This is a genomic window from Lactococcus muris (assembly GCF_042849115.1).
Lineage (GTDB): Bacteria > Bacillota > Bacilli > Lactobacillales > Streptococcaceae > Lactococcus > Lactococcus muris.
In genome coordinates, this window is sequence record NZ_BAAFQO010000016.1 from 21,552 (window position 1) to 47,522 (window position 25,971).

Below are 25,971 nucleotides of genomic sequence, written 5' to 3' on the forward strand. Positions count from 1 at the left end.
TCAATAATAAAACCAGTATATCAAATTATGATGGGAAACAATATTAAAAACTATACACAAAAAATCCCCAACTATAGGTAGGGATTTTTATTTTTACATGTTTTCAACAGCAGCTTTAACAAAGGCTTGGTAGAGCTCTTCTGGACGGTTTGGACGTGATTGTAATTCTGGGTGATATTGACAAGCAACGAAGAATTTCTTGTCTGTCAACTCAACAATTTCGACCAGACGGTTATCTGGGGAAACACCGGAGAATGTGAAGCCAGCAGCTTCAAACTGTTCACGGTACTTATTGTTAAACTCATAGCGGTGACGGTGACGACGTTGTACAACATCAACATCGTTATAAGCCGCACGTGCTTTAGTGTTTGCTTTTAGTTTTGATGGGTAAAGACCCAAACGTAAAGTTCCGCCCATGTCTTCAACATCGACTTGGTCACGCATAATATCAATGATTGGATACGGTGTTTCTGGATTTAATTCGTAAGAATGTGCCCCTTCCATGCCTAAAACATTACGTGCAAACTCCACGCAAGTCATTTGCATACCAAGACAGATTCCCAACATTGGTACATCATTTTCACGTGCATAACGGATGGCTGAAATTTTACCTTCTGAACCACGTTGACCAAATCCTCCAGGAACGATGATACCATGTGCATCTTTCAAGCGCGCAGCAGCATTGCTGTCATCCAAGTCATTTGCATTTACCCAGTCTAATTCGATATCACTGTCTACTGGATATCCGGCATGTTTCAGCGCTTCTGTCACCGAGATGTAAGCATCTGGCAGTTCTACATATTTACCAACCAAAGCAATTTTGACCTTTTTCTTAAGGTTCATCACGTGGTCAACCATTGCTGCCCATTCTGTCATATCAGCTGCAGGAGCATCAAGTTTCAAGTGATCACAAACGATTTGATCCATGTTTTGCTCTTGCAAGTTTAACGGGATTTGATAGAGATGTTCCACATCAAGAGACTGGATAACTGCTTCAGGATCAACGTCACAGTACATGGCTACTTTGTCGCGCATTTCACGTGTGATTGGGACTTCTGTACGAAGCACCAACATATTGGCTTGGATACCATATTCACGCAATGTTTTTGTCGCATTTTGTGCAATTTTGGTTTTTAACTCACCAGCTGCACGCAAGTGAAGGATTGGGACAGTGTGAATGTACATTACATTATCTGAACCAACTTCCGCTTTCATTTGGCGCAAGGCTTCAATGAATGGCAGGGATTCCATATCACCTACTGTTCCACCTACCTCAGTGATGATAACATCTGCATCTGTCATTGTCGCCGCACGCTTAATTTTTTCTTTTAGTGTATCTGTAACGTGAGGCACCATTTGAACTGTCGCTCCAAGATACTCCCCTTTACGCTCTTTACGTAAAATTTCAGAGTAAACTTTACCTGAAGTTACATTTGAGTATTTATTAAGATTGATATCAATAAAACGCTCGTAGTGCCCAAGATCAAGGTCTGTTTCAGCGCCATCATCTGTAACAAAAACCTCACCGTGTTGATAAGGACTCATTGTCCCTGGGTCAATATTAAGATATGGGTCAAATTTTTGTACAGTTACTTTAAGGCCTCGGTTTTTGAGCAAACGTCCCAAAGACGCTGCAACAATACCTTTACCCATTGATGATGTACCACCACCTGTGACGAAAATATACTTAGTTGCCAATGCGAAATCTCCTCTGTTTTCTATATTAAGCCTGGGAAAATATGATGGAAAAATAGTTGCTTTTTATTTTTCCTAACGAGGCGCTTAGGCAAAGCTCCGTAGAGCTTGCCATCGAACATTTAGTGGTTTTAGCCACAAATGTGAGTCGCGAAATAAAAAAATAAGCTCCCTTTCGTAAGGGAGCTTCTGACTTTACCGCAAAAAGCGGTGCCCGAACATTATTTTATCTGATTTTCGTTTTTTTGTCAAGGTCCTTGATTTTATAGGGAGCAAAAAAGAGGGTAAGAATATCTCCCCTCCTTTTAGAAATTAGTGAATATCAGTAGGACTCGCGAGCAACTGGTTTCTCTCTGAGGTCATCTACTTCGACTTTATTTGTCATCTGCACCTCCCTCTTTATTGTTAAGTTCATTTTCTCACACTTTACCTTCATTACCAACTGATATGCAAATACAGGTATTTTACTGGTAGCTTGCACGTTCTCCACCTATAAGCTTAGGGCGTGATTTAAGAGCGGTGACATGCGCGCCCCCAAGTTCTTTTAGGACAGGTCGCACAGGGATTTGAACATGCTTCACGTGCATTCCAATAGCTGTGTCTCCAATATCAAGACCAGCATATGCCGTGATATGCTCAACTTCGACCGGTGCCTTAAAAAGCTTATAAGCTGCCACTTGCCCACTGCCTCCTGCATGGAGCTGCGGAACAACAGAAACGATTTCCAAGTCTTTTTTGTCTGCCAATTCTTGCTCTACAAGTAAGGCACGGTTAAGGTGTTCACAAGCTTGGACAGCTAAATAAATCCCCCGCGTCTTAAGCGCCTCATAAATTGTTCCGACAATTACTTCGCCAATCTCTGCTGATGAATTCTTGCCAATCCTACCACCATTGACTTCGGAACTGGATAATCCCAGGACAAAAATTTGTCCGGGTTTTATCTCTGTCTTTTCAATAACATCTTCAATAATAATTTTTGTTTCTTCTTTAATTTGTTTTAAGTCCATGAAGCGCACCTGATTTCTTAAGAATTTCTGTGAGGAGTAAGGCAACGACAAAGCCTACACTGGTTTGCACAGCATTAATTGCCATATCTGGCAAGGCCACTGCTAAGCTTCCGACAATAAACATATCCGCCACAAAATAACCACCGACCATAACCAGAGTAGCCAGCAAGTAATTAAGTGCCTTGTTTTTTGTTGCTACACCCAAATAACCTTGTAGCCCATGAATGACTAAGGTGAAAAACATATATGCAGTATATCCAGCAATAAAGTCATTGAGAAAGCCTGCCAGGGCCCCAACGATTAAACCTTCACGTTTTCCAAGAAGCATCGCTGTCGTGAAAATACCCGCATCAAGTAAGGTAAAATAACCACCAGGAATAGGTATTTTCGTGAAATAGCCTAGTACAAATGTCAATGCAGCTAACAGCGCCAAGAGGGTTAATCTTTTAGTTGAGTACTTCATTTATCCTGCTTCCTTTTGCTTTTCAATGTTTGTTCAAACTCTACACCATAGCGCTTGTCGGCAGACTTTGGTGTATTTTTTATTGATTTGACTACAAAGTCAACAGCTTCTCGTGTTGCTGCGGTTAACGTTTTGCCATTGGTCAACTCTGCGGATAAAACAGAGCCGAAAATATCTCCTGTACCATGATAAGCGCCAGGTAATTTTTCTGCAAAAACATAGTCAATCTGTCCAGTGCTTCTTGCGGCAGCAGCTCCAACATATTTTTCATCAAGCATGACACCAGTCAAAACGACATTTTTTGCCCCTCGTGCTTGTAATTTTTCGATGAGCATTTCAATGAAGGCTTCTGTCTGCACCCCTTCTTGATAGGGTGTTCCCGTTAGGAGGCAGGCTTCTGTAATATTTGGTAAAAGAACATCCGCATAAGGCAAGAGTTCGCCCATTTTCTCTACAAAATGCATGTCAAACACACTATAAAGTTCCCCGTGATCGGCCATAACAGGATCGATTATGGCAAGATTATTCGCATCTTTATATATATCGATCAACTCTTTGAGCACGTCAATTTGTTCGGCAGAGGCCATAAAACCACTGTAAATCCCATCCATATGGAGATTTAGTTCTTTCCAAGCTTTGATAATATTGCGCATTTCATCTGTCAAATCAAGATAAGTAAAGTTCGTAAAACCTCCTGTGTGTGTTGACAAAAGCGCAGTTGGTAAAAGACGGCATTCAATACCGTAAGCGCTTATAATGGGGAGTGCGACTGTTAATGAACAGCGCCCTACGCAAGAAATGTCATGAACAGCAACAACGTTTTTAGTCAAGATAGATTACCTCCTTGAGATAGAGCCCTTCTGGGGCCGCAGTCGGACCTGCTAGGTCACGATTTTTACTTTCTAAAATCTTTTTAATCTGTGAAACAGGCATCCGCCCGTTTCCTATTTTGATAACAGTTCCCATCATATTACGAACCTGCTTATAAAGGAAACCGTTACCACGAAAAATAAACTTGTAATTTTCTTCGTCAAGCTTCACAAGTTCAGCCTGAGTAATCGTCCGCACCTTGTCTTCAACCGTAGCACCAGCTGCTGTAAAGCCAGTAAAATCATGCGTTCCTATCAAATCCGCTAGGGCTTGCCGCATCAAATCTTCATCCAGATTGTAGCGAAAATGTGCACGATAAAGGCGGTAAAAGGGACTCCGAACTTTACTGTTTTCCAGAAAATACTCATAAATCTTTTCATGCTTGTTAAAGCGAACATGGAAGTCCTCTTCAACTTGTGTGACTTCATGAAAGGCAATATCCGATGGAGTTTGCGTGTCCAAAGCAAAACGTAAACGTTCCTCATCTCGCTGCCCTTGCAAATCAAAATGAATCCGCTGACCATGCGCATGGACACCTGAATCTGTTCGGCCTGAAGCTTGCAATATTACGGACTGATGAGAATTTAATTTTGTCAAGACTTTTTCAATCTCTTCCTGCACTGTCCGCTGATTGTTTTGCGTTTGAAATCCTGCAAAATTTGTGCCATCATAAGCAATCGTTGCCATATATCTAGTCATGCTTATATTATAGCAAAAAATCAAGTATATATTTGTCCAAGCGAATCTAAAATTCCCATTCATTTCCATTCTTTTTTACCCCCTCCAAAACTTCCTTTCCCCTCTTTACACCGTATAATAATTGAAACAGAAACTGTTTAATCAAAACATTGACATCAGTCTAGAGAAGAGTCAAAAATGCCCATGTCGTTTTTTATATCAGAAAGATAAAGGACGGTAAACGTGCTTGAAGATAAAACTCCCAAAAATGAAAAAAATACTTGACCAAGTAGACAAGAATACTATGATTAATACCTTTGTTTTTACATTTTGACTAAAGCCAGCTTCCTTCTCTCTATCCAAAATACTTCATTTGAAAAGCAATGTTGCTGGTACTTAGCGCGTCTACTTCAACCATCAGTACTATGTTCACTTTCCTTTTATTCTCCCTATGAACCCGAAAAATAATTCGCTCTATATTAACTTCTTGTACCCTAACTATACTGATTATTTAAAATAGATTTGGCACAAAATTTGGCACAAGCCCCCTATAGACATAGAGATTCACCTATAAGAATAGCCCATTATGTCATAACATATTTACTATTTAACAAAAAACTCTCTGCCCTAACAGAGAGTCAATTCATTATGTAAATCATTCTTCTGAACTAATATTTGAAACATATTCACGGAATAAATTTACGATTCCCCAAGCGATAAAAACAAGAGGAATAAAAATTAACGGAGTTCCAAGTAGAGCATACTTAGTTGTAAAACCATCATTAGGAACCCAATAATAAACACAATAACTAAAAACATACAAGGCAAAGAATAAAACTAAGCCGATATCAACAGGAATATAAGTTTTCATATTCTCCTCCTTAAACTACTTTATAACTATAAATCCCAATACTGGAATATATTTACATATGCAACAGCTGTCTTTGGAGTTTTAGAACTAACGGTTCCTGTTTTAATCCATTGGCGCTGAACTACTTTAACCTGTTTAAAATATGGACGAACTATAATTTGATACCTTTTACTTTTAGGAACAGTTATTGAATAATTTGTTCCATAAGTATAGCTCTTCCCAATAGTCACACCTAGCGAGCCTCCAATTGTAGCCTGACCAGCAGGATAAGAGCCACATATGGAAGCGCTAACCGAGCGACTTAAACTTGAAGATTGATTAACAATTAGCGTCGCCGGCCCTTTACCAATTAGACCAGTCCGCCACCCGCCATAATAATATTTATTAGTGGTTTTGCTATCAACTTTCCAAAAATAAGCAGTTGTAGAAATCCCTCTACTTTCTATCTTATGAGGTGATAATTCTTCTGCAAACACAGATACAGTGGGGCCTACGGCTCCAGATAATAACAATAATGACGCACTTGATGAAAGAATTTTACTTATTAACTCTTTCATAGTAACTTTCTTTGATTTCTAGACAAATATTTTTGTCATTATCTGACCATACCGATGAAAATGTAGTCACTGCTATTGCTTCTCACTTTCCATGACAGTATCACCGCCTTTACTTTATTTTGGATTCCAACGCCGTATCGAAAGCGCTATCTTTATTTAAAGTCATTATATATGAATAAATCATCAATTACAAGCTATACAAGCAATTTTTAAGAAAAATAAAAATAGGTTAGGTACAAAACATAAAAAAGCCCCGCCACAAAGGCGGAGCGAGGTTTGGCATCATGATCCGAGGGGGATTCGAACCCTCGACCGTTCGCTTAGAAGGCGAATGCTCTATCCAGCTGAGCTATCGGACCAAAGTAAACAAGTAGAATTTTTCACTACCCGTCTAGTCTATCATATTTTTCTAATTGAAGCAATTATTGACCTGCATAAGGATTCGCATAGGTGGTTGTGTCGTCTGCCACCGCTCCTCCAGATCCTGGAACTGTAGTTCCATCTCCATAATAACCCGTTCCATCATCTGCTGCACCACTGTAGGGAACGCTAGGGGAGCTTGACTGCTCTGCACTACTCTTTGTCTCATCAGAAGATGCCGGCTTATCGCTTGTTGCAGCGCTGCCATCTGTTGACACATAGGCAGTTGAGTTGCTGCTGTCTAGTTTTACAAATGATCCGTCGACATCAATACCATAAACTGTTGATTTACCATGTTCTGTTACTGTTGCAGAGGGCATAAAATATGAACTTGGTGCATTTCCAGTCAAAGTTTCATAAGTAATCAAGTTGTCGCTTAAACGGTTTCCAGTCTCTTTTTGTAAAGAAGAACGGAGAGCATTTTGAACGGCAAGTGCTGTATTATTAGCCAAGAGTTGGTAAGAACCACCATCCGCTGGATTTGTATAACCAATAGCTTGATACTGAATCGAAACAACTTTATTAAAGCAATCCTTGTAGCCCAATAAAGAGGTCAAGGTAGAGCTATTGATTGGAATATTTGTCTTGATGTCCTTACTAATATCATTTAAGAATTTTTGATACTGTGTAATATTATTCAGCGCCAATAATTTTTTCATGACTGCAGAAATAACTTCTCGCTGATGCGCTGCACGTCCATAGTCGCCATTAGGTAAATGATGGCGATCACGTGCATAAACAAGCGCTTGTCTTCCATCAATGTGCTGTTTCCCTGGTGGAACTTGCTCCGTATATTCTGGTTCGGTATCGGAGATGTAGAGCGTCTGCCCTGTTGTATTGTCAATATCAATACCCCCAACATCGTTCACCAAATTGACAAGCCCATCAAAGTTAATCATCAAGAAGTTATCAACAGGGATTCCCGCTTGATCACCAATGGTTTTCAAAGCATACTCAACGCCTGTTTCCAGCCCGCCAGCATTATATCCCATTGGATAGGCGGCATTCACTTTCTGTGTCGAAACAGCATTTCCTTTTTCATCCAGAATGTTAGACATGATATCTCGTTCAATAGATACCATTGTCGTTGTATTCGTTTTTGGATTAAGCGTCATGACAATTTGGGAGTCAGAGTTGCCATCCCAACTGGTTGATCCTCCACGACCAGCTCCGCCTGTATCAACACCCATAAGTAAAATAGTTAAAGGCTCTGTAGCTTTGATAATGTTTTCTGCATCTGCATTACCTGCTTCAGCATAAGTCTTTGAGAAGGCTTGTGTTGTGCTATTTAAGACTGTCGATACATAGACAGTAGCTGCTCCTGCCGTTAAGGCGATGATTCCCATAATCATCAGCAGCGATTTTTTCCAAAGTTTCATAGTAAGATTATATCAAATTTTTACGAATAAACAACAAGAGATGCAAAAAGCTCCATGGCAAATCCACAAAAAAGGCGTAAGAATAACAAACGTCCCAGACCTATTTCTTCCTAAAATGAGTAAAAAACTCGTTAAAACACTGTAAAAAAAAATAAAAATTCCAGCAAAGACTGCGTGCATCCATTATCTCACAAAAATGTGCTGAATAAGTCTTTGTTATCTGCAAAAATCACTAGAAAAACTTCACCATAACATAGACATCTATCAAATTTCCATGCTCATCACGTGCACCGTATTTTTGAATGGCCTCTATCGTAAAACCAAATTTTTCATACAAGTGGATGGCTGCTTTATTTCGTTTTTGGACTGTGAGTTCTAAACGCTTTAATACTCCTATTTCCTCCACCCATTCGAGAGCATCTTCAAAAAGAAACGTCCCTATGCCATAACCTTGAAACTTTGAGGCGACCGCAATAAAAATATCTCCAATATGGCGGACACGATAATGAAAATCAGCAGTAATATGCAAAACTCCCGCAATTTCTTCTCCTAAAAAGGCAAGGAAATAAGCATTGTTATCCTTCTGGAAAAGTTGTTCCAAATATTCTTCCATCTGAGACTCGGTCATCAGTACTCCTGCCTCATCCAAGGTCAAAAAATGGCTCTCCCTACCAACCTGATCAAGAAAAGCAATCAATTTTGAGCTGTCTTTCTTCCTTGCCTCACGAATAAGTAACTCTGTACTCATAACTGTCTTAAAAGCCCTTCGTAGCGTTGCCCGTGCGGGATAAGTTCTAACTCACGTACCGCATCTGTAGCAAAGCCGTCCACATATTTATCCAGCCTTACTTCCAAATAATGGTCCGGCAAAGCTGAACCCAGAAGTTCCCCCCACTCAATAACTGAAACACCATCACCAAAAAGATAGTCATCAAGATCAAAGCTATCGGGATCATCACCTGCACGATAAACATCCATATGATACAGGGGAAGTTTCCCTTCATCATATTCACGGACAATGGTGTAAGTTGGACTCTTAATCATCTGGTGAATGCCCAGACCTATCGCTAAGCCTTTTACAAAGGTCGTTTTTCCCGCACCAAGTTCACCTGTCAGCACAAGAACATCCTGTGCTTGAAAGAAGCTGCCCAAATGCTCGGCAAAGGCTAGCATCTCCTCTTCATTTACTTTTAATTTCATAGTATTCATTATAACATAGTTCTGAATATGTCAATTTATTTCTTCTTATCTGTTAGCAACTCCTCTAAGGCAGATCTATTTCCACCACCAGCAGTTGCCAAATTTCCAGTAGACACTCTTTGACTAACGTATTATAGACTCTAAGTTTATCATCATTATTTACAATCACATCAGACATAATCCCCCATAGGATTATGCCCGATACTTTCATAATCAATCTCATACGATTTAATTATCCCTTCTGGTATTAAGGCCTTTTGCTATAGATTCTTCAGTCCTCACTCTATCTCCTTTTTGGCTTCCTCACTCGTCACCACGCTTAGCATTTCATCCTAAAATTGTTTCTTATCCATATAAAGCTTCCCTCCAATCTCTAAAATAATAACAATGCGTACAGCAATTAAAATACCCATTGATACTAAAGGTTTCTTTTCTCACATTCTTATTTCATCATTTTGTTTTCTACTCTATCAGCAACTCTAAATATCTCAAAATCAAATAAAAAGCTCACTACGGACTTATTCTAAAAAATGTACAAAACAAAAAATTGCTGACCTAGTTGATTTCAGCGCGGGTTCTCTGCAATAGAACAATAAGTTCTACTTGACATTTTTGCTTGTCAAGCTTATACAAAATAGCCTTTTCACCTAGTTTGCATTTCCTTATAGTTTCACTTAATTCTCAAAATTGATGCACCATAAAAAACACTCTTTTTCTATGTCGAAAAGAGTGTTTTTGCTGTTAATGTTATTGGTTGATGATTAAAGCAGGACGAACGCCTCCTGTGCCTGGGAAATCTGTAACAGGAGAAGGAATGAGTTGTCCCATCTGACGTTGGCGCACGTTCCAAGCAAGATCTAATGTTGCAGGAGTACGTAACCACCAGAAACTGCTTCTAGCTCCTACACGTCCTGCATGATTTTGGAAGCCTTGTTCAGGACCTGATAAGCGCACCACATCTGCCAAAGAAAGGGCAAAGGCACGGCCTGAACCAGTGCTCGCAATAGTCGTCACATCATTGACCACAGCGCCTAATGCTGCTTCATTAAAGTTGGAAGGCAGGAAACGTAGGCCATAGTCTGGATTCCACTGAACAGCTCCATCCGCGACATCAGGGACACTCTCTGGCGCAGGAACATTGACAGGACGAACCATAGCCTTCACCTCATCATCAAGTCCCGCGTACCAAGAAACCAGCTCATCATTCTGCTCTTCCCAAGAAACATAACGAATTGCTTCATTGCGAATAATCATGTGATTGCCATTACCCATATCTTCTAAGTAACGGTACTGCTCCCCTTCCATAGTGAAGACACGACCAGGAAGCATAGCATCAAAGTTAAAGGCTGATGGTGGAGAGTCTACATCAGCACGGGGATTAGAACCCTCGCCGTCCATCGCGTTGTTTCTGATACCTGTGAGGAAGTCAGCCAAGTTACCCGAAGCACCTGCCTCATCTGTAAATTCTTCGCCCGGACTGATAAGTTCGCTGTCCACATGGATACCGTAGTAGTAAGAGCCGTTAAAGACAGTATCTTCAATGGCATCCAGCATTTCTGCCGCATCTAACAAGTAAGAAGTCGCTTGACCTGGCTCTAGTAGAGAGGCCCAATAGGCCCAACCTGTTTCATGGTCAATAACTCAGAAATCACCAATTTTTTGATAGTCTTGTAGATTGTTCCACTGCTCGATAGTCATAGGTGCCCGCTGTTGCTGCAAGTTCTGAGCTGCAGTATGGGTAGCTATGACTCCTGGCCAAGTCGTTCCTTGGCTGCCATTCTCGTATTCATCATTTTCAGACCAGTAAGCATCAGTTCCAGCACCGGGATGAGTGGCACCATCCGTAACGCCATCTGTCGCTCCGCCACCTGCAATATAGTCTCGGGCATGACCTGCAGCAGCTGTCATCAGGTCCAAGTTATCACGGTTGAAGGTGGGCATATACCAAGGAGCGAATTCTCCTTCACGACTCCAGCCAAAGGTCAAGCGTGAGTAACGGTTGAAGGCATCAGAGTTTCCAACATTTGCACGGACATTTATATTGTCTGAGCTTGGAATCCAGGTGGTCCAGCTGTCAAGTTGGTCGCGCTGACTGCCAGAAACTAAGGGCGTGAAGTCCATCTCACCCGTTTGTCGGGTTTCTAGGAACTCGGATAGACGTATCCGTGCCATGATTGGCCGTTCGCCATAGTTTTCTACGAAGACATCCTTGTTTTCTGTCTCCCGGTTGTAGTAGTCGTGGACACGACCACCGACATTAACTTGAACGTCATTCAGCCGGTCATTGATGGCCCGCTGGTTGAAGGCTTGGAAGGCGAAGGTGCCGCCTACTGCGAGTAACAAGAGCGACAGGAGTGCAAGGTTGCGCAGCCGCCGCTGTTTTTTCTTTTCTGGTGTCATAAACTCCTCCTTTGACGTAACCTATTCTTTTGTTTTTTCGTTACAAATACATTTCTAATGTTACGTTTACTTTCTGAGTCTATAGTATTAAAAAAAAAAAAAAGTCAAATGAAATGAGTGTTTGATGAGAAAGCAGGGATTCAGTAATCTTGTAAAATCAAAAAATGCAAGAGCCCCTCAATCTCTTGCATATCCCATGCATCGCCTACATGCTTCATCTTTCTTCGAAGCTATCCTTTTTCTCACAAACAAAGAGCACCTATACCAAGCTCTAAGGTTGTTTAGCCTTGGCTTCCCCCACAACTTCTGCCCCAGATGCGAAGCCATAGTTCATACTCAAATCTTCCAAAGCTTTAGCCGTATTTGTGATCAAAACAGTGGTCGTCAAGGGGAGGTTAGCCTTTTGTATCTCGGACCACTTCACACTCCCAATTTTTTCACCCCCTTTGACAAAATCACCAATTTTCAGGTTTATGTCAAAAGGTTCACCATTTAAACTCACAGTATCAATGCCGATATGTAGGAAAATATCAAGACCATCTGTTCGGCGCAATCCTACCGCATGCCCCTGGCTAATAGTCACTCTTCCACTTACAGGACTGTATATTTTCGCTGTCGTACTTGTAGCTGTTGGTTCAATAGCATAGCCCTCACCCATTAGTTTTTGAGCAAAAATATTTTCGGAAACTTTTGTTAGTTCAAAGACTTCACCATCCATAGGTGCATAAAGTTTACTGTCTTCAAGGGGCACTTTCTCTCTGCGGCTGTTACCAAACATCATTTTTCCTCTTTTACGTTTTGTTATGGCTCATCAATATTTACGCTTAAAATATCATCCTATTATTTCATTTATCTTAATTGTAACACATTTAACTTCACTAGTCACATTAAGTAATTTAGTCAACAGCGTGGTTACAGTATTTAATAATAGCCCCATAGCCTATCTTCTTGCGTGAAAGAAGTTAGACATCATACCACAGTTTATAAAAAAGAGACCCGCTAGGAGTCTCTACGCTATAAATCGTTTAACTTTACACACGGTGAAAACATCTCATTATAGTTTTACACCAATTTCTTCTTTCACGACATCAACAATTGTATCAACAACATCGTTCACTTCTTCATCGGTTGGAGCTTCTGCCATAACGCGAAGAAGAGGTTCTGTCCCACTTGGACGCACTAAGATACGGCCTTTGCCATTCATTTTTTCTTCCATCCTTGCAATCACTTCGCGAATGGCTGGGATATCCATTGCCCCTTCTTTGGCAGCATTATTTGCCACACGGACATTCACCAATTTTTGTGGATAGATAGCTACTTCGGCGGCTAATTCTGATAACTTTTTCCCTGTTTCACGCATTACCTTTAAAAGTTGAATGGCTGAAAGTTGACCGTCTCCTGTTGTATTATAATCCAAGAAGACCATGTGACCTGACTGCTCTCCTCCAAAATTGTAATTGTTTTTACGCATTTCTTCAACAACATAACGGTCACCTACAGCAGTCACAACAGAGTTCATACCAGATTCTTCAAGCGCTAAGTGAAAACCGAGGTTAGACATTACAGTTGTTACAACGGTATCTTTTACCAATCGTCCTCGCTCAAGCAAGTATTTCCCGACAATAAACATGATCTTATCGCCATCTACTACTTGACCTTTTTCATCAACTGCAATGAGGCGATCTGCATCTCCATCGAAAGCCAGACCAATGTCGCTCCCCGTTTCCAGCACTGTATCTGCTGTTTTTTCTGGATGAGTAGAGCCAACACCTTCATTAATGTTGAGACCATTTGGATTTTCACCAATCACTGTTAACTCTGCATTTAAGTCCGCAAAAACGGCACGAGCTGATGTATATGCAGCACCATTGGCTGTATCCAATACAACCTTGTAGCCCTCAAAATCACCCTCAGCTGTTGCTTTCAGAAATGCCTGATATTTACGAACAGCTTCATTGTAGTCATGTAAAATACCAAGCCCTTCAGCAGATGGTCGAGGCAACTTGTCTTCTTCTGCATCAATTAGCGCTTCAATTTCTAGTTCTTTGTCATCGTCAAGTTTAAAACCATCTGATCCAAAGAATTTAATCCCATTGTCCAAAGCTGGGTTATGACTCGCAGAAATCATTACTCCTGCAGAAGCCTCTTCTTTACGGACTAAATAGGCAACACCTGGTGTGGCAATAACGCCTAAGTCATAGACTTCAATCCCCACAGATAAAAGCCCAGATATTAGACTTGTAGAAAGCATTTGCCCAGAGATACGTGGATCACGCGCAACATACACCTTAGGCGTTCCAACTTCATGCTGACTAAGAACATAGCCTCCAAACCGCCCAAGCTTAAAAGCCAGCTCTGGCGTCAATTCCACATTTGCTTCTCCACGAACACCATCTGTTCCAAAATATTTACCCATTTTATTTTTCTTTCCTTTTCACTCAACTATTTTTTTACCGGAGTCAATGTGACTTCTACTTGACTCGGTTTAACACTTACTCCATCTGCTTGGATATCAACATTCACTGTTTCTTTCTGCGTAACGCCAGATATGCTTACTGTCGCATCTACGCTATCAACTTTATCCAGAGCACTTTGTTCTCCTGAAATCGTCACTGTTTTATGCGAAAGTGACGTTTTTATATCCGAGAGACTTTGATCCATGGTCCCTGTTTTTTTCACATGAACAGGAACTGTTTTCGAAGGCTTCTCTACACTTACTTTCATCTGAACTGTGGCAGGACTGATTTGTGCAGGAAGTAATTTGCCATCAGCATCAACAGCGTGCAATGTCACTGTACCAGAGTAATCATCGTTCAGGTAAGCATCACTTGGCAAGGCCGCCTGAATAGCATGAATTTGCTTAATGCTGCTCTCTCCCGCTGTTACTTTAACTTTTTCTTGACTCAGATTTATATCGTTAACTTTAAAACCTTCTGGCAGTTGAGCTTCCTCAATCACAGGTGTAACGTTAAACTCTGCACTGGCTTTTTTCTCTAAGCGAACCGTCAAGGTCGTCGGTTCAATCTGTGCATTGATCCCATTGGGAAGCTGCTGAATCCGAACAGGCATTGTGACCGTTCCTTCTCTGGCATTGGATAAATCCACGACAAGATAGAAATTGCGCGAATCTGGATTTTCTTCCGTACTGATTTGCACGCGATTGTAGCTGGTCAAATAGACATTTGCTGTATTATTGTAACCACTAGCAAAGTATTCGTCCGTATTATACTTAAGCTCAATGGGAACATTGGAAATGGTCGTCGCATAAACCTCTCCGGTAGTCGAATTTCCTTGATTTCTCAAGGCAACGGAACTAGCATTAAAAAACAAAATAACTGCAAAGAAAATTGATGCTAATATTGTAAAAAGCTTTGAAGCGAAAAAATTATTTTTCATTATTTTTTGCCTCCTGTTTCTTCTGGTCCTAAAATAGCAGTGAGTTTTTCATGGAATACTTCTTTTGAAATATCTGCATACAATTCACCATTATAGGCAATTGATATTCCTCCGGTTTCCTCTGACACTACAAGCACTAGAGCATCTGAAGCCTCTGAAAGACCGATAGCTGCTCGGTGACGTGTACCAAATTCTTTCGAAATACCCATTTTTTCAGTTAGGGGGAGATAGGCGCTAGTTACAGCAATTTTGTCGTCTTGAATGATGACAGCTCCATCATGTAAAGGCGTATTAGGAATAAAGATATTGATAATCAGTTCGCTAGAGATATCCGCATCCAATCTGATTCCTGTCGAGGCATATTCACTCAAAGTTTGTGTCCGCTCAATGGCAATCAGTGCACCGATTTTACGTTCGGACATATAGGAAAAAGACTTTTCATAGGCATCGATGTAACTGTTTATTGACTTAGCACGACCTGCAGATAGACGATTTGGTGTGCGCCCTAAGCCTTCTAGAGCTCTGCGAATTTCTGGCTGGAAGATAATAACACCGGCAATGGCTCCGTAAGTAATCACTTGGTTCAGTAGCCACTCCAGTGTGGTCAGTCCTATTAGACCTGCGACTATTCTTATAAGCACAAAAATGATAACACCGCGTACCAGACTAACCAGCTTCGTTCCTTGGACAAAACGCATAGCTAAATAAAGGAAAAAGCTAACAATGGCGATGTCAATAATCGAAATGATGACGCGCAAAGGCGACTGATTGAGTTCCAGTATTTTTTGCCAAAAATCAAGATTAAAGATTTGACTAAAATCACTCACATACTACCCTCCTTACTGAATTATTCTTTTCTATTATAACAAAAAAAGCAGAAAAGCGGCTCTTATCTGATATATTAGGAGTTTCAAACTTTTCCAAATAAATTAGTGCTCCCCCTTCTATAATTCTCTCCCCTCTTCAACATCTCACGAAAAAACAGCGCCCTACTGTCGCTGTTCCTCTTTTTATTTCGACTCCTGAGCAAGACGTGCCGCCTTTCTTGCCACACGTCTTGCTTCACGTTCAGGATCCACGGGACGCATTTTACGTTCTCTTTTTTCACGCACGGGTCTCTCAACTTTCGTACCAGAGCTCTTGCTTTCCCGTTCTATAAATTTATCATAGTCCCCTGATACACGTGCATACCTTAGGAATTTTTTCCTTGCATCACTTGCTGCTTTTGCATAGAGCAGTTCTGCCTGCTCTGCATTGACTTTCATAAGGTTTGCAAAACGCGATTGTTTCATGAGAACTTCTCTTACTTTTGTAAAGTCTGGGCGTTTGAAATCTAAAGTGAGTGGATTTTTTCCTGCTTCCTCAAGTACTGGATTATAGCGATAAAGCTGCCAGTAACCACTATTTACTGCCGCTTTTGCCTCATCAAGAACTTTACTCATTCCTTCATAGTTGCCGTGTGCGATACAAGGTGTATAGGCAATGATTAGTGAAGGTCCTTTATGTTTTTCTGCCTCATCGAAAGCCTTGATGGTCTGCATCATATTGGCACCGCTGGCTATTTGAGCAACGTAGACATTGCCGTAAGTCATAGCCATAAATCCTAGATCCTTCTTAGCGGCAACTTTCCCGCCAGAAGCAAACTGTGCGATAGCACTAGCTGGCGTGCCCTTGGAAACTTGTCCCCCAGTATTAGCATAAACTTCATTGTCCATGACCAGAATATTCACATCTGCACCACTTGCAATAACGTGATCTAAGCCACCAAAACCAATGTCATAGGCCCAGCCATCACCACCAAATATCCATTGTGTAGGTTTAACAAACTGGTCTTTCTCTTTATAAATTTCTTGCAGGACTTCTGATTTTTCTTTTTCCTCTTTTAATAAAGCCTTGAATTTTTCAGCACGCGCGCGCGTTCCTTCAGAGTCATCCAAATGTGTAAGCCAATCTTTAGCTAGAACCGTTAAGTTTTCAGACATTTCTGGCAAGGCAGATTTAACGGTCTCAGCAAGTTTTTGACGCCGGGTTTGACTGGCAAACCACATGCCATAACCATACTCCGCATTGTCTTCAAAAAGGGAGTTGGACCAAGCGGGACCTTGCCCCTCATCATTAGTTGTATAGGGCGCAGCCTGCGTTCCACCGTAAATTGATGAACATCCTGTAGCATTGGAAATCATCATGCGATCCCCAAACATCTGAGTCAAAAGTTTGATATAAGGTGTTTCACCACAACCTGAACAAGCCCCTGAGAATTCAAAGAGCGGTTGATTAAACTGCGTACCTGCGACCGTACCGGGACGAGCTGGGTTTTCCTTTTGCTTGAGTGTCATTCCAAAAGCCCAGTTTACAGCTTGCTCTTTTTGACTCTCATAAGATACCATCTTAAGTGCTTCTCCCTTTTTAGGACAAGCTTCTACACAAAGGCCACAACCGGTACAATCTTCAATTGAAACCTGAATCCGATACTTGAGGCCGTCTTTACCCCGATAATCCATAACCTGAAAGCCTTCTGGAGCTACATTCCATTCATCTTCGTCTGCAAGGAAAGGACGAATAGCCGCATGTGGACAAACAAAGGAGCACTCATTACATTGGATGCAAGCCTCCCCATTCCACTCAGGAACTTCCAGAGCTATACCACGTTTTTCAAAGGCCGAGATGCCTAAGGGACTACTTCCAGCAGTGACATTAGTAGCTACATCCTGCACAGTCAGCTGCTCTCCCTCAAAGGCATTGACCTTATCTAGGAAATTAAAAACATATCGCTTACGCGCAGTTTCTGCTTGGACTGCCTTTGCTTCTGCCACTTCGACTGAGCCCCAAGTTTCTGGTACTTTTACCCTGTGAAGATGCGTCAAGGCTTCTTCCATGGCTTGTAGATTTTGCGCTACAATTTCAGGTGATTTTCGCGCATATTTTTGTGCATCTTGTTTAAGAATCTCATAAACCTTATCAAAAGGCATTATCTCTGCAAGCTTAAAGAAAGCCACTTGCATGATTGTATTGATGCGCCGCCCTAGTCCTGTCATTTGGGCAATCTTTGCCGCATCAATGCTATAAAACTGGATATTATTTTCTGCAATATAATGTTTTAACTTGCTTGGCAAATTACGGTCAAGTTGCTCATCTGTCCAGCCTGTATTGAGAAGGAAAATACCGCCTTTTCGTAAGCCTTTTAGCAAGTCATATTGGCGGACGTATGTTGTATTATGGCATGCAACGAAGTCAGGATGGGAAATCATGTACTCTGACTGAATCGGGTGATCACCAAAGCGTAAATGACTTACTGTGAGTCCGCCGGATTTTTTTGAATCATATTCAAAAGCACCTTGAACATATTTATCTGTGTTGTCTCCGATAATCTTGATTGCAGCCTTATTTGCTCCTACAGTACCGTCTGAACCAAATCCCCAAAATTTTGCTTGATAGGTAGATGGTGAGGTAAGATCAAGACTATCTTGGATAGGTAAAGACAGCTTTGTTACATCATCTTCTATACCAATGGTGAAGCTCTTGGTGACTTTTTTATTTCGCAAATGTTCAAAAACAGCTAAAATATGCTCGGGCCGCGTATCTTTCCCCCCAATACCATATCGTCCACCGCTTACTGAGATATCATAATCAAAAAGTACATCCCTAACATCCAGTAGGAGAGGTTCAGCATTACTTCCCGCTTCTTTAGTACGGTCAAGCACTGCGATTGACTCTACTGTTTGAGGTAATTTTTCCAAGAAGTTTTCCGAAGGGAAAGGACGGTAAAGGTGTATATTAAGAAAACCGACTTTTCTCCCTTGAGCATTGAGATAATCAACTGTTTGCTTAATTGTACCTGCAACAGACCCCATGCTTACAATGACTTCCTCTGCATCTGGTACACCATAGTAGTCAACCAAATCATAATCTGTCCCCCGCAACCTGTTGATTGCTTTCATATACTTTTGGACAAGAAACGGAAGTTCATCGTAATAAGGGTTAACTGTTTCACGTTGTTGGAAATAGATATCCGCATTCTGATTGGTTCCTGAAACAGTGGGATGATCGGGATTCATTGCACGGTCACGAAAGGCTGCAAGCTTCTCCTGATTGATCAATTTTGCTAAATCTTCATAGTCTAGCACATCAATTTTTTGTATTTCGTGTGAGGTGCGGAAGCCATCAAAAAAGTTCAGGAAAGGCAGGGAAGCCTCAATGCTTGTCAAATGTGACACAGCTGATAAATCCATAACTTCCTGAACACTGGAGGCCGCCAGCATGGCAAAACCTGTCGAACGTGCGGCCATGACATCCGAATGATCTCCCGAAATATTAAGTGCCCCAGTAGCTATAGCACGCGCAGCGACATGAATAACTCCTGGAAGGAGTTCTCCCGCCATTTTGTACATATTGGGCAACATGAGCAAAAGGCCTTGAGAAGACGTAAATGTCGTTGCCAAGGCTCCCGCCTTTATGGCACCATGCAGAGCTCCAGCAGCTCCTGCCTCTGACTGCATCTCACTTAATTTTACAGTCTGTCCCCAAATATTTTTTCGTCCTGATATCGACCAAGCATCTGTATAATCTGCCATTGGCGAACTTGGAGTAATGGGGTAAATCATTGCAATCTCAGAGAAAGCATACGCCACATGGGCTGCGGCCATGTTCCCATCCATAGTTTTTTTCATGATAAAAGTCCTTATGTAAAAGCATTTATTTGATTTCCCATCAGCAGAAACGGTGTCATTTGTTCCTGATGTGGACATTTTCCCGAAAAATCAAGAGCTCTTACGCTTAAATTTTTGACTACTACTATTTTAACACTTTTAACTATTGTCACCATTGCTAATGAATGTCAAATACTTTTGACAAATTAAAGCAAAATACAAATAAAAAGATACTTTTAATCAAGTAGCCGTGAGGTTGGACTAAATCATGAATAAAATTGAAGTCCACCTTGTTGGGAATCGCTTGTAAATAGCGGCCTTGACTCAACAAGGCTTAAAAGACTAAATACAGTTTGAGCAGTATTATCTTGTCAGTAAGGCATTAAGACACCCCCCAAAAGGCTTATTTACCTCCTTTTTATCACTTTTGCCCATAAAAATAGACAAAGCGAAATCCACTTTGTCTACAGTCTGTGATACTTTTAATTAAGTATTTTATTTTTCTCCCAAATCTCCATTAAATAGGCTAACGTTAAAAAGTCTGTCCTGGGAACTAAAGCAATGTCAGAACCTAGCTCCTCTTTGCATCCTACGCCAACAGGCAAACTTCCCGCTGCTTTAATGGCTGAAATTCCTGCTTGGGCATCCTCAATTCCAATGGCTTCATCTGTGGAAACACCCACTCCCGCTGCTGCTGCTTGAAAAATATCTGGTGCTGGTTTTGAGGCTGCAACTTCTTTTGGATTTGCTATAAAATCAAAATAAGGGGTTAATGCCATGCGCTCCAAAAGAATCGGACCATTTTTAGAAGCTGAAGCCAAGGAAATTTTAATGCCGCTGTCCTTTAATTCTTGCAGCAACTCTAAAATCCCTGGATAAACATCTGCTGGACTGACTTTTTGAATCATCTGTAAATAGTTGTCATTTTTCCGTTTCGTTAGTCTGGCAAATTCTTCCACAGAGAAGTCATTTTCTCGCTTCCCTAAAGACAATATTTTTCTCAATGAATCCTCACGTGAAACGCCTTTGAGTTGCTCATTAAATGTGCGATTGACCCCTTCAATCCCCAGTTCTTCCGCTAAAGTTCTCCATGCTTGATAATGGTGTTCTGCAGTATCTGTAATCACTCCATCAAGATCAAATAAAACTGCTTTAAACATGCGCGATTTCTCCAATCTCAAATATTTTAGTTTGGCCTTTGAACTTAATCTTAAATCTCAGCCCTTTTATCGCCTGTGGGAGATTATTTTTAACTGAAAAACCCTCAGATGTACGATGCAAACCTGCAAAGCCATAGATTAAGCCTAGCCAAGAGCCACCCATATTGGCAGCATGAATGCCATGACTCGCATTTCCCTGTAGGTCAGTCAAATCCATTGTAGCAGCATCTTTAAAGAATTCATAAGCTAAATCATGACGACCCAAATGGCTCGCAACAACGCCATAAACCGCACGGGACAGGCTACTGTCATGGGTGGTCAGAGGTTCATAGTAATCAAAGTCACGCCCCATTTGTTCACTCTTTGTCTCGTTGGCAAAAATCATATGCGCAAGTAAAGTATCTGCCTGCTTTAAGACTTGATGCTTATAGATTTTCATCGGATGGTAGTGGAGGAGGAGAGGATACTTTTCTGAAGGCGTATCTTCAAAATTCCAGATTTCTTTCGTCAGGAAAGATTCATCTTGCGGCGTAATCCCAGCTTCATTGACAGGTACGAAATACATCTTTTGAGCAGCTTCATCCCAAAGTTGACTGTTCTCGTCCTCATCACCAAATTTTCGAGCAAGTTCGGCTGCGTATTTCAAATTTTGTTGGGCCATCTTATTCGTATAGTAATTATTATTAACTAGGGCTGTATACTCATCCGGCCCAGTCACTTCATGAATTTCAAAACCTCGGTTTGAAAAGAAACCGTAAGATAACCAAAAGTTGGCTGTTTCATAAATAACTGATTTGGCTGTTTCCATAAAGGCATCATCGCCCGTGACTTCGTGATAAAGTTTAAAAGCGTGTGCAATATCTGCATTGATATGAACTTGTCCCGTTCCTGCTGGAAAATAGGCTGAGGTTTCTTGACCTGAAATTGTCCGCCAAGGATATAAAGCACCTTTAAAATCAAGTTCTGCTGCTCGCGCTTGTGCGGCAGGCAGGATATGTAGACGATAGGCTAGGAGTTGCTTAGCTAGTTCTGGCTGCGTATGAATAAAGAAAGGCAGCAGGTACATTTCAGTATCCCAGAAATAATGCCCCTCGTATCCCTCACCTGTCAGACCTTTCGCTCCAAAGTTTGTCTTTCCATCACGCCCAGCAGAATTAAACAGATGAAAAAGATTCACTCGAATGCCTTTTTGCAACATATCATCCCCATTAATTTCAATATCGGAACTCTCCCAAAAAGCAGCAAAGATTTCAACTTGTTGCTTTTTCAATGCCTCATAAGAGTGAGGCTCAAAATGATTGGTCTTCGAAATTTGGTAAAGCTGTGTCAGTGTAACATCCTGACCTTCTCTTAAGTCAACTGTCCCTTCAAAGGCATCGAATTTAACATATATTTTCAATTGACTGTTTAAAGTTTGATAGCAATTCCCTTCTTGGCGCATTTTTGTACTGGCTTCACGCACACGTGGATCAAACACTTTATCTGCTTGAGGTTGAATCAACCGTGCCTTTTTCGTAATCTTAGCCTGACCAGAAAAATTCAGTGCTGATATCGTCCAGTGTTGGGCATAAACCTGTCGATCTGCATGACTTGCAAAAGATTCCAAAGTCAGCATAATCTGTTTCCCTGATGCTGTTTCATAGACAAACTTTTCATGAAGTAAACCTGTTTGCATATCTAGGCAGCGCTCCTGATGTTTTAAAACTTCAAGTTCTTCGCCATCTATTTCGATATCAATTCGACGTAAATCAAACAGTTTTATCATTGTTTCATGATGTTTAGCATAACCATAAGCGTTCTCTCCATAGATGATTTCATGTGTTTCATAAAACCCATTAACGAATACACCAGGCGTAGCTTGTGCTGTAGCTATAGGTTCACTGGCACGTATCCCCATAAAACCATTAGCTTGTGCGAAGAGTGTTTCAATATTTCCTGAAGAATGGTTGCCCAAGTCCTCAAGTCGTAATTCAAAGTTTTTCATTATTTATTCATCCTCGTTTTTATTTCTCCCCATCCATACGTACCCCTTGTAAGAAGTAACGGTTAAAGATGATGTAGAGGAGGATAATGGGTAAAATCGTGAGGATTGAAGCTGCCATCACGCGGTTCCACATCTGTCCCCCTTGGTCGGCAGATTGTAACATTTGAAGACCTACAGTTAGCGTAAATTTACTCTGTGTTTTCAAATAAAGCATTGGCGAGAGGAAATTGTTCCAAAAGCCCATGAAGACGAAAACACCCTGTGTTGCAATGGATGGTTTGGCCAAGGGCATAACAATGCGAAAGAAAGTTCCTACCCGTGACAAGCCATCAATACGTGCAGCTTCTTCAACATCTTTAGGAAAATTCAAGAAAAACTGACGCATCATAAAAATATTGGAAATATTGATTGCCATAGGTAAAATCAAAGCAGCAAAGGAATCCATCATGCCCAAGTTGTGGATAATCAAATAGTTCGGAATTAGGAGGACTTGCGTTGGAACCATCATCATCGCTAAAATGCCATAGTAAATGCGTTGACGTCCGGGAAATTGGAGACGCGCTAAGGCATAACCAGCCATTGTATTTAAGAAAAGATTCACCGTTGTACCTATAACAGAAATAATAATGGAATTCATCAACCACTGTGGGAAGAGAGAACCTGAAATAGGATCAAAGAGATATTGGTACTGTTCCAAGGTAAAATTATCAGACCAGAGCGATAAATTTCCTGATGTGATTTCGGCTAAGGGTTTAAATGATGCCGCTACTGCCCACATGAATGGATAGAAAGTGATGAAAGCATAGATAATCAAGATAGTATAAAGTAAGATTTTCAGAGCTTTTTGCTTCTTAGTTTTTCTCATGCCCATTTCCCCCATTCAATTTTTCAGCGATTCGTGAAACCACGAAGATGATTATCGCAAGCATAATCGCAATGACAGCCGCATATCCCATTTGATTCTGTTGACCAAAAGCGTATTGGAAAATCAAGAGACTAACTGTCAAGGTTGAATTCTCGGGTCCTCCTGTACCTCCAGAGAAGATATAAGCTTGGTCAAACATTTGGAAGGTTCCAATAATACCCGTGAGCAAGACAAAAGTCGTAATCGGGCGCAAATAAGGAATCGTGATATAACGTAATTTTTGGAAGGCATTGGCTCCATCAATTTCAGCAGCTTCGTACATGACCTCTGGTAAATCAACCAGTGAAGCGAGGTAGATGGTCATAAAGTAAGGCACAGTAGACCAAATATTCATCACCATAATCACTTTCAATGTCCAGTCTGTATCATTGATAAAGTTAATCGGTCCATCAATCAAGTGGAGGCTTTCGAGAAAGCCATTAACCGGCCCATTGAGGTTGAAGACAAACATGAAAATCAGTGTCAAGGCGGCGCTTGAAGTCAAAGTGGGTAAGAAATAAATGAGCCGAAACATTTTCTTAGCTTTGATCCCTTTAGAAGCTAAAATATAAGCAATGACTAAGGCAATGATGGTTTGCACAGGCACAACGACAAGAGCAAAGAATCCTGTATTCTGCAGAGCACGGAGCAGCTGCTTGTCTTGAAATAAATTTTGATAATTTCTAAAGCCGTTCCACTCATAAGTGTGCATGATGAGATTAACATCATTGAAGGATAAATATACAGCGAAAAGAATTGCCAAAACAAAGAAGACTAAAATGATTAACAATGCGGGTGTGATAAAGCCATAGCCCTGAATCATTTCTGAAATCTGGCTCTTGGTACGTTTTTGTTTTTCCATAGTTTTTCCTCCAGTCAGTAAATCTTATGAAAGTACCAGAACTCTGATACTCTCAAATTTTCTACTGACTGTCCAAATATTAATTAGTGACTAATTTTACTGTTGGCTTCTTTATCTGCTTTTTCCATTGATGTTTTTAAATCATCTGCAGTTGCACCTTTTTTAAAAGCTGTCGGTACAAAGTTTCCAAAAGCATTTTGAACGGTTGTTAAGTTAGTACCTGACTGCCATGCTGTTGCAAATTTGATCGAATCTTGGTGAACTTGTAAGCGCGGATTCTCTTTCAAGAAAGCTGATCCTTCAGCTATATCTGGACGAGTCGCCAAGGTTCCAACACCATTTGTCCATGTTGTCATTCCTTCTTTACCGGTCACAAACTGAATCCATTTATCCGCCAATTCTTTAGACTTGGTATTTTTATATTCGCCCCATCCAACAGTAAATTGCATAGTCCTCGGTTTGCCTTGATAAGTCAGGTTAGGGATAATATCAAAGTTCAGATCCTTATATTCATCCAAATAAACCTTGTAATTCCAGTTTCCAGTCAGGGTCATCGCAAATTTCCCTGTCGCAAACCCAGCGCCTTCATCGCCAGCCCCAACCTGTTGTGGCGTTGCTGCTGCACCCGCATTAAACAAATCAACAATCGTTTGAAGACCTGCTATCGAATCTGGATTAGCCAAATCAGATTTTCCATCTTTCGTGATCGGTGCTGTACCTCGCGCTGTTTGGAACGGCCATGTGCGTGCCAAATCGGCATTTTGGTTAATCAGATAGACTTTACCTTTACCGTATGCCGCATCAATTTTAGCTTGGGCTTCCGGTGCCCATTTGACCAGTTCTTCGTAGGATTTTGGAATGCTGGCTTGATCAATCCCCGCTTTTGCAAAAATATCTTTATTAATATAAAGCGCCAATGTGGAAACATCTTTTGCTGCAGCATAAGGCTTGCCATCCGCTTCAAAAGCACTTGCAATCGTTGGATAGAACTCATCTTTATTAATGACATCTGACAGATCATTCAACACACCTTGCTCTTATAAGTAGGGAAAGAAAGCTGAGTCAATATAGAAAGCATCTGGTGCTGTACCGCCCGAAAGATCTGTTGGTAACTGTGTGGTGATATCTGTATAAACTTTAGGGATAACATCCACATCATTTTCCTCTTCAAATTGTTTAATCATCTTATCGAGGGTTGCATTTTCGGTATCAGAACCTTTCCAATAACCAATGGTTAGCTTTTTACCTTCTTCTGCAGAGCTCGTTCCCTTACCACAAGCCGCCAATGTTAGTGCAGCTAAGGCTGCTGTGCCGAAAAGTGTTACTTTTTTCCAATTTTTCATTCTTGAATAGTCAAGTTAAGTGCAACACCTCTTCAAAAAAGATTTCATAAGGTGTTTTCCAGCCCAAGACCTTTTTTGGTCTTAGATTAAGTTTTTCAATATATTTATCAATGGTTTCAGAAGGTACTTCATCCAT

General features: G+C 40.9%; 23 protein-coding genes, 1 tRNA gene and 1 pseudogene. All 25 read right to left on the reverse strand.

The features are described from left to right. Positions 1 to 93 precede the first annotated feature (93 nt). Positions 94 to 1,698 (reverse strand): CTP synthase, encoded by a 1,605-nt coding sequence (locus ACGHCK_RS09465; protein ID WP_202230162.1) that lies wholly within the window; start codon positions 1,696 to 1,698, stop codon positions 94 to 96. Positions 1,699 to 2,159: 461 nt separating this feature from the next. After that, positions 2,160 to 2,702, reverse strand: a complete 543-nt coding sequence (locus tag ACGHCK_RS09470) for a TIGR01440 family protein (RefSeq protein ID WP_202230161.1) — start codon at positions 2,700 to 2,702, stop codon at positions 2,160 to 2,162. Then, complete coding sequence (locus ACGHCK_RS09475; RefSeq protein WP_202230160.1) at positions 2,683 to 3,165, reverse strand: ECF transporter S component; 483 nt, start codon at positions 3,163 to 3,165, stop codon at positions 2,683 to 2,685. Before ACGHCK_RS09475 ends, ACGHCK_RS09470 begins: the two co-directional genes overlap by 20 nt. After that, positions 3,162 to 3,995 carry a pyridoxamine kinase gene (locus ACGHCK_RS09480; RefSeq protein ID WP_251422591.1) on the reverse strand — a complete coding sequence of 278 codons (834 nt, stop codon included), beginning with the start codon at positions 3,993 to 3,995 and terminating at the stop codon, positions 3,162 to 3,164. The genes ACGHCK_RS09475 and ACGHCK_RS09480 overlap by 4 nt, the downstream gene beginning before the upstream one ends. Then, positions 3,988 to 4,734, reverse strand: coding sequence for a tRNA pseudouridine(38-40) synthase TruA (gene truA, locus ACGHCK_RS09485; RefSeq protein WP_251422588.1), 747 nt, complete (start codon positions 4,732 to 4,734; stop codon positions 3,988 to 3,990). Before truA ends, ACGHCK_RS09480 begins: the two co-directional genes overlap by 8 nt. 634 nt (positions 4,735 to 5,368) lie before the next feature. Next, the gene (locus ACGHCK_RS09490) at positions 5,369 to 5,584 is read right to left on the reverse strand and encodes a hypothetical protein (RefSeq protein WP_251422586.1); all 216 of its coding nucleotides are present in this window, start codon (positions 5,582 to 5,584) and stop codon (positions 5,369 to 5,371) included. A 26-nt stretch (positions 5,585 to 5,610) separates the two neighbouring features. Next, positions 5,611 to 6,141 (reverse strand): hypothetical protein, encoded by a 531-nt coding sequence (locus tag ACGHCK_RS09495; protein WP_271328284.1) that lies wholly within the window; start codon positions 6,139 to 6,141, stop codon positions 5,611 to 5,613. Positions 6,142 to 6,426: 285 nt separating this feature from the next. After that, a tRNA-Arg gene (locus ACGHCK_RS09500) sits at positions 6,427 to 6,500 on the reverse strand. 63 nt (positions 6,501 to 6,563) lie between these two features. Then, on the reverse strand, positions 6,564 to 7,940 hold the full coding sequence (locus ACGHCK_RS09505) for an LCP family protein (protein WP_271328283.1): 1,377 nt from the start codon (positions 7,938 to 7,940) through the stop codon (positions 6,564 to 6,566). A 232-nt stretch (positions 7,941 to 8,172) separates the two neighbouring features. Continuing rightward, positions 8,173 to 8,688, reverse strand: coding sequence for a GNAT family N-acetyltransferase (locus ACGHCK_RS09510; protein ID WP_271328282.1), 516 nt, complete (start codon positions 8,686 to 8,688; stop codon positions 8,173 to 8,175). Beyond that, positions 8,685 to 9,140 carry a tRNA (adenosine(37)-N6)-threonylcarbamoyltransferase complex ATPase subunit type 1 TsaE gene (tsaE, locus tag ACGHCK_RS09515; RefSeq protein WP_202230153.1) on the reverse strand — a complete coding sequence of 152 codons (456 nt, stop codon included), beginning with the start codon at positions 9,138 to 9,140 and terminating at the stop codon, positions 8,685 to 8,687. Before tsaE ends, ACGHCK_RS09510 begins: the two co-directional genes overlap by 4 nt. A gap of 747 nt (positions 9,141 to 9,887) precedes the next feature. Continuing rightward, a complete protein-coding gene (locus ACGHCK_RS09520) occupies positions 9,888 to 10,712 on the reverse strand; it encodes a hypothetical protein (protein ID WP_394304541.1) in 825 nt (274 codons plus the stop codon). 69 nt (positions 10,713 to 10,781) lie between these two features. After that, entirely contained in the window at positions 10,782 to 11,540 is a 759-nt protein-coding gene (locus ACGHCK_RS09525; RefSeq protein ID WP_394304542.1) for a hypothetical protein, read from the reverse strand. Positions 11,541 to 11,811: 271 nt separating this feature from the next. Next, positions 11,812 to 12,318, reverse strand: a complete 507-nt coding sequence (locus ACGHCK_RS09530; protein WP_251422613.1) for a PTS sugar transporter subunit IIA — start codon at positions 12,316 to 12,318, stop codon at positions 11,812 to 11,814. A 276-nt stretch (positions 12,319 to 12,594) separates the two neighbouring features. Further along, the gene (gene glmM, locus ACGHCK_RS09535; RefSeq protein WP_202230152.1) at positions 12,595 to 13,956 is read right to left on the reverse strand and encodes a phosphoglucosamine mutase; all 1,362 of its coding nucleotides are present in this window, start codon (positions 13,954 to 13,956) and stop codon (positions 12,595 to 12,597) included. A 26-nt stretch (positions 13,957 to 13,982) separates the two neighbouring features. Next, a complete protein-coding gene (locus ACGHCK_RS09540; protein ID WP_251422571.1) occupies positions 13,983 to 14,936 on the reverse strand; it encodes a CdaR family protein in 954 nt (317 codons plus the stop codon). Continuing rightward, positions 14,936 to 15,763 carry a diadenylate cyclase CdaA gene (gene cdaA, locus ACGHCK_RS09545; protein ID WP_202230150.1) on the reverse strand — a complete coding sequence of 276 codons (828 nt, stop codon included), beginning with the start codon at positions 15,761 to 15,763 and terminating at the stop codon, positions 14,936 to 14,938. Before cdaA ends, ACGHCK_RS09540 begins: the two co-directional genes overlap by 1 nt. Positions 15,764 to 15,946: 183 nt before the next feature. Beyond that, a complete protein-coding gene (nifJ, locus tag ACGHCK_RS09550; protein WP_271328377.1) occupies positions 15,947 to 19,603 on the reverse strand; it encodes a pyruvate:ferredoxin (flavodoxin) oxidoreductase in 3,657 nt (1,218 codons plus the stop codon). 461 nt (positions 19,604 to 20,064) lie between these two features. Further along, the gene (pgmB, locus tag ACGHCK_RS09555; RefSeq protein ID WP_251422565.1) at positions 20,065 to 20,742 is read right to left on the reverse strand and encodes a beta-phosphoglucomutase; all 678 of its coding nucleotides are present in this window, start codon (positions 20,740 to 20,742) and stop codon (positions 20,065 to 20,067) included. Next, complete coding sequence (locus ACGHCK_RS09560; protein WP_251422562.1) at positions 20,735 to 22,726, reverse strand: glycoside hydrolase family 65 protein; 1,992 nt, start codon at positions 22,724 to 22,726, stop codon at positions 20,735 to 20,737. The genes pgmB and ACGHCK_RS09560 overlap by 8 nt, the downstream gene beginning before the upstream one ends. Positions 22,727 to 22,745: 19 nt before the next feature. Continuing rightward, positions 22,746 to 23,591, reverse strand: coding sequence for a carbohydrate ABC transporter permease (locus tag ACGHCK_RS09565; protein WP_251422559.1), 846 nt, complete (start codon positions 23,589 to 23,591; stop codon positions 22,746 to 22,748). After that, positions 23,578 to 24,492, reverse strand: coding sequence for a carbohydrate ABC transporter permease (locus ACGHCK_RS09570; protein WP_202230145.1), 915 nt, complete (start codon positions 24,490 to 24,492; stop codon positions 23,578 to 23,580). Before ACGHCK_RS09570 ends, ACGHCK_RS09565 begins: the two co-directional genes overlap by 14 nt. An 83-nt stretch (positions 24,493 to 24,575) precedes the next feature. Continuing rightward, entirely contained in the window at positions 24,576 to 25,517 is a 942-nt protein-coding gene (locus ACGHCK_RS09575; protein ID WP_251422556.1) for an extracellular solute-binding protein, read from the reverse strand. Positions 25,518 to 25,529: 12 nt separating this feature from the next. Further along, positions 25,530 to 25,835 carry a type 2 periplasmic-binding domain-containing protein gene (locus tag ACGHCK_RS09580; RefSeq protein ID WP_251422553.1) on the reverse strand — a complete coding sequence of 102 codons (306 nt, stop codon included), beginning with the start codon at positions 25,833 to 25,835 and terminating at the stop codon, positions 25,530 to 25,532. A 10-nt stretch (positions 25,836 to 25,845) separates the two neighbouring features. After that, positions 25,846 to 25,971: pseudogene (locus ACGHCK_RS09585) on the reverse strand (IS30 family transposase); the annotation flags it as partial.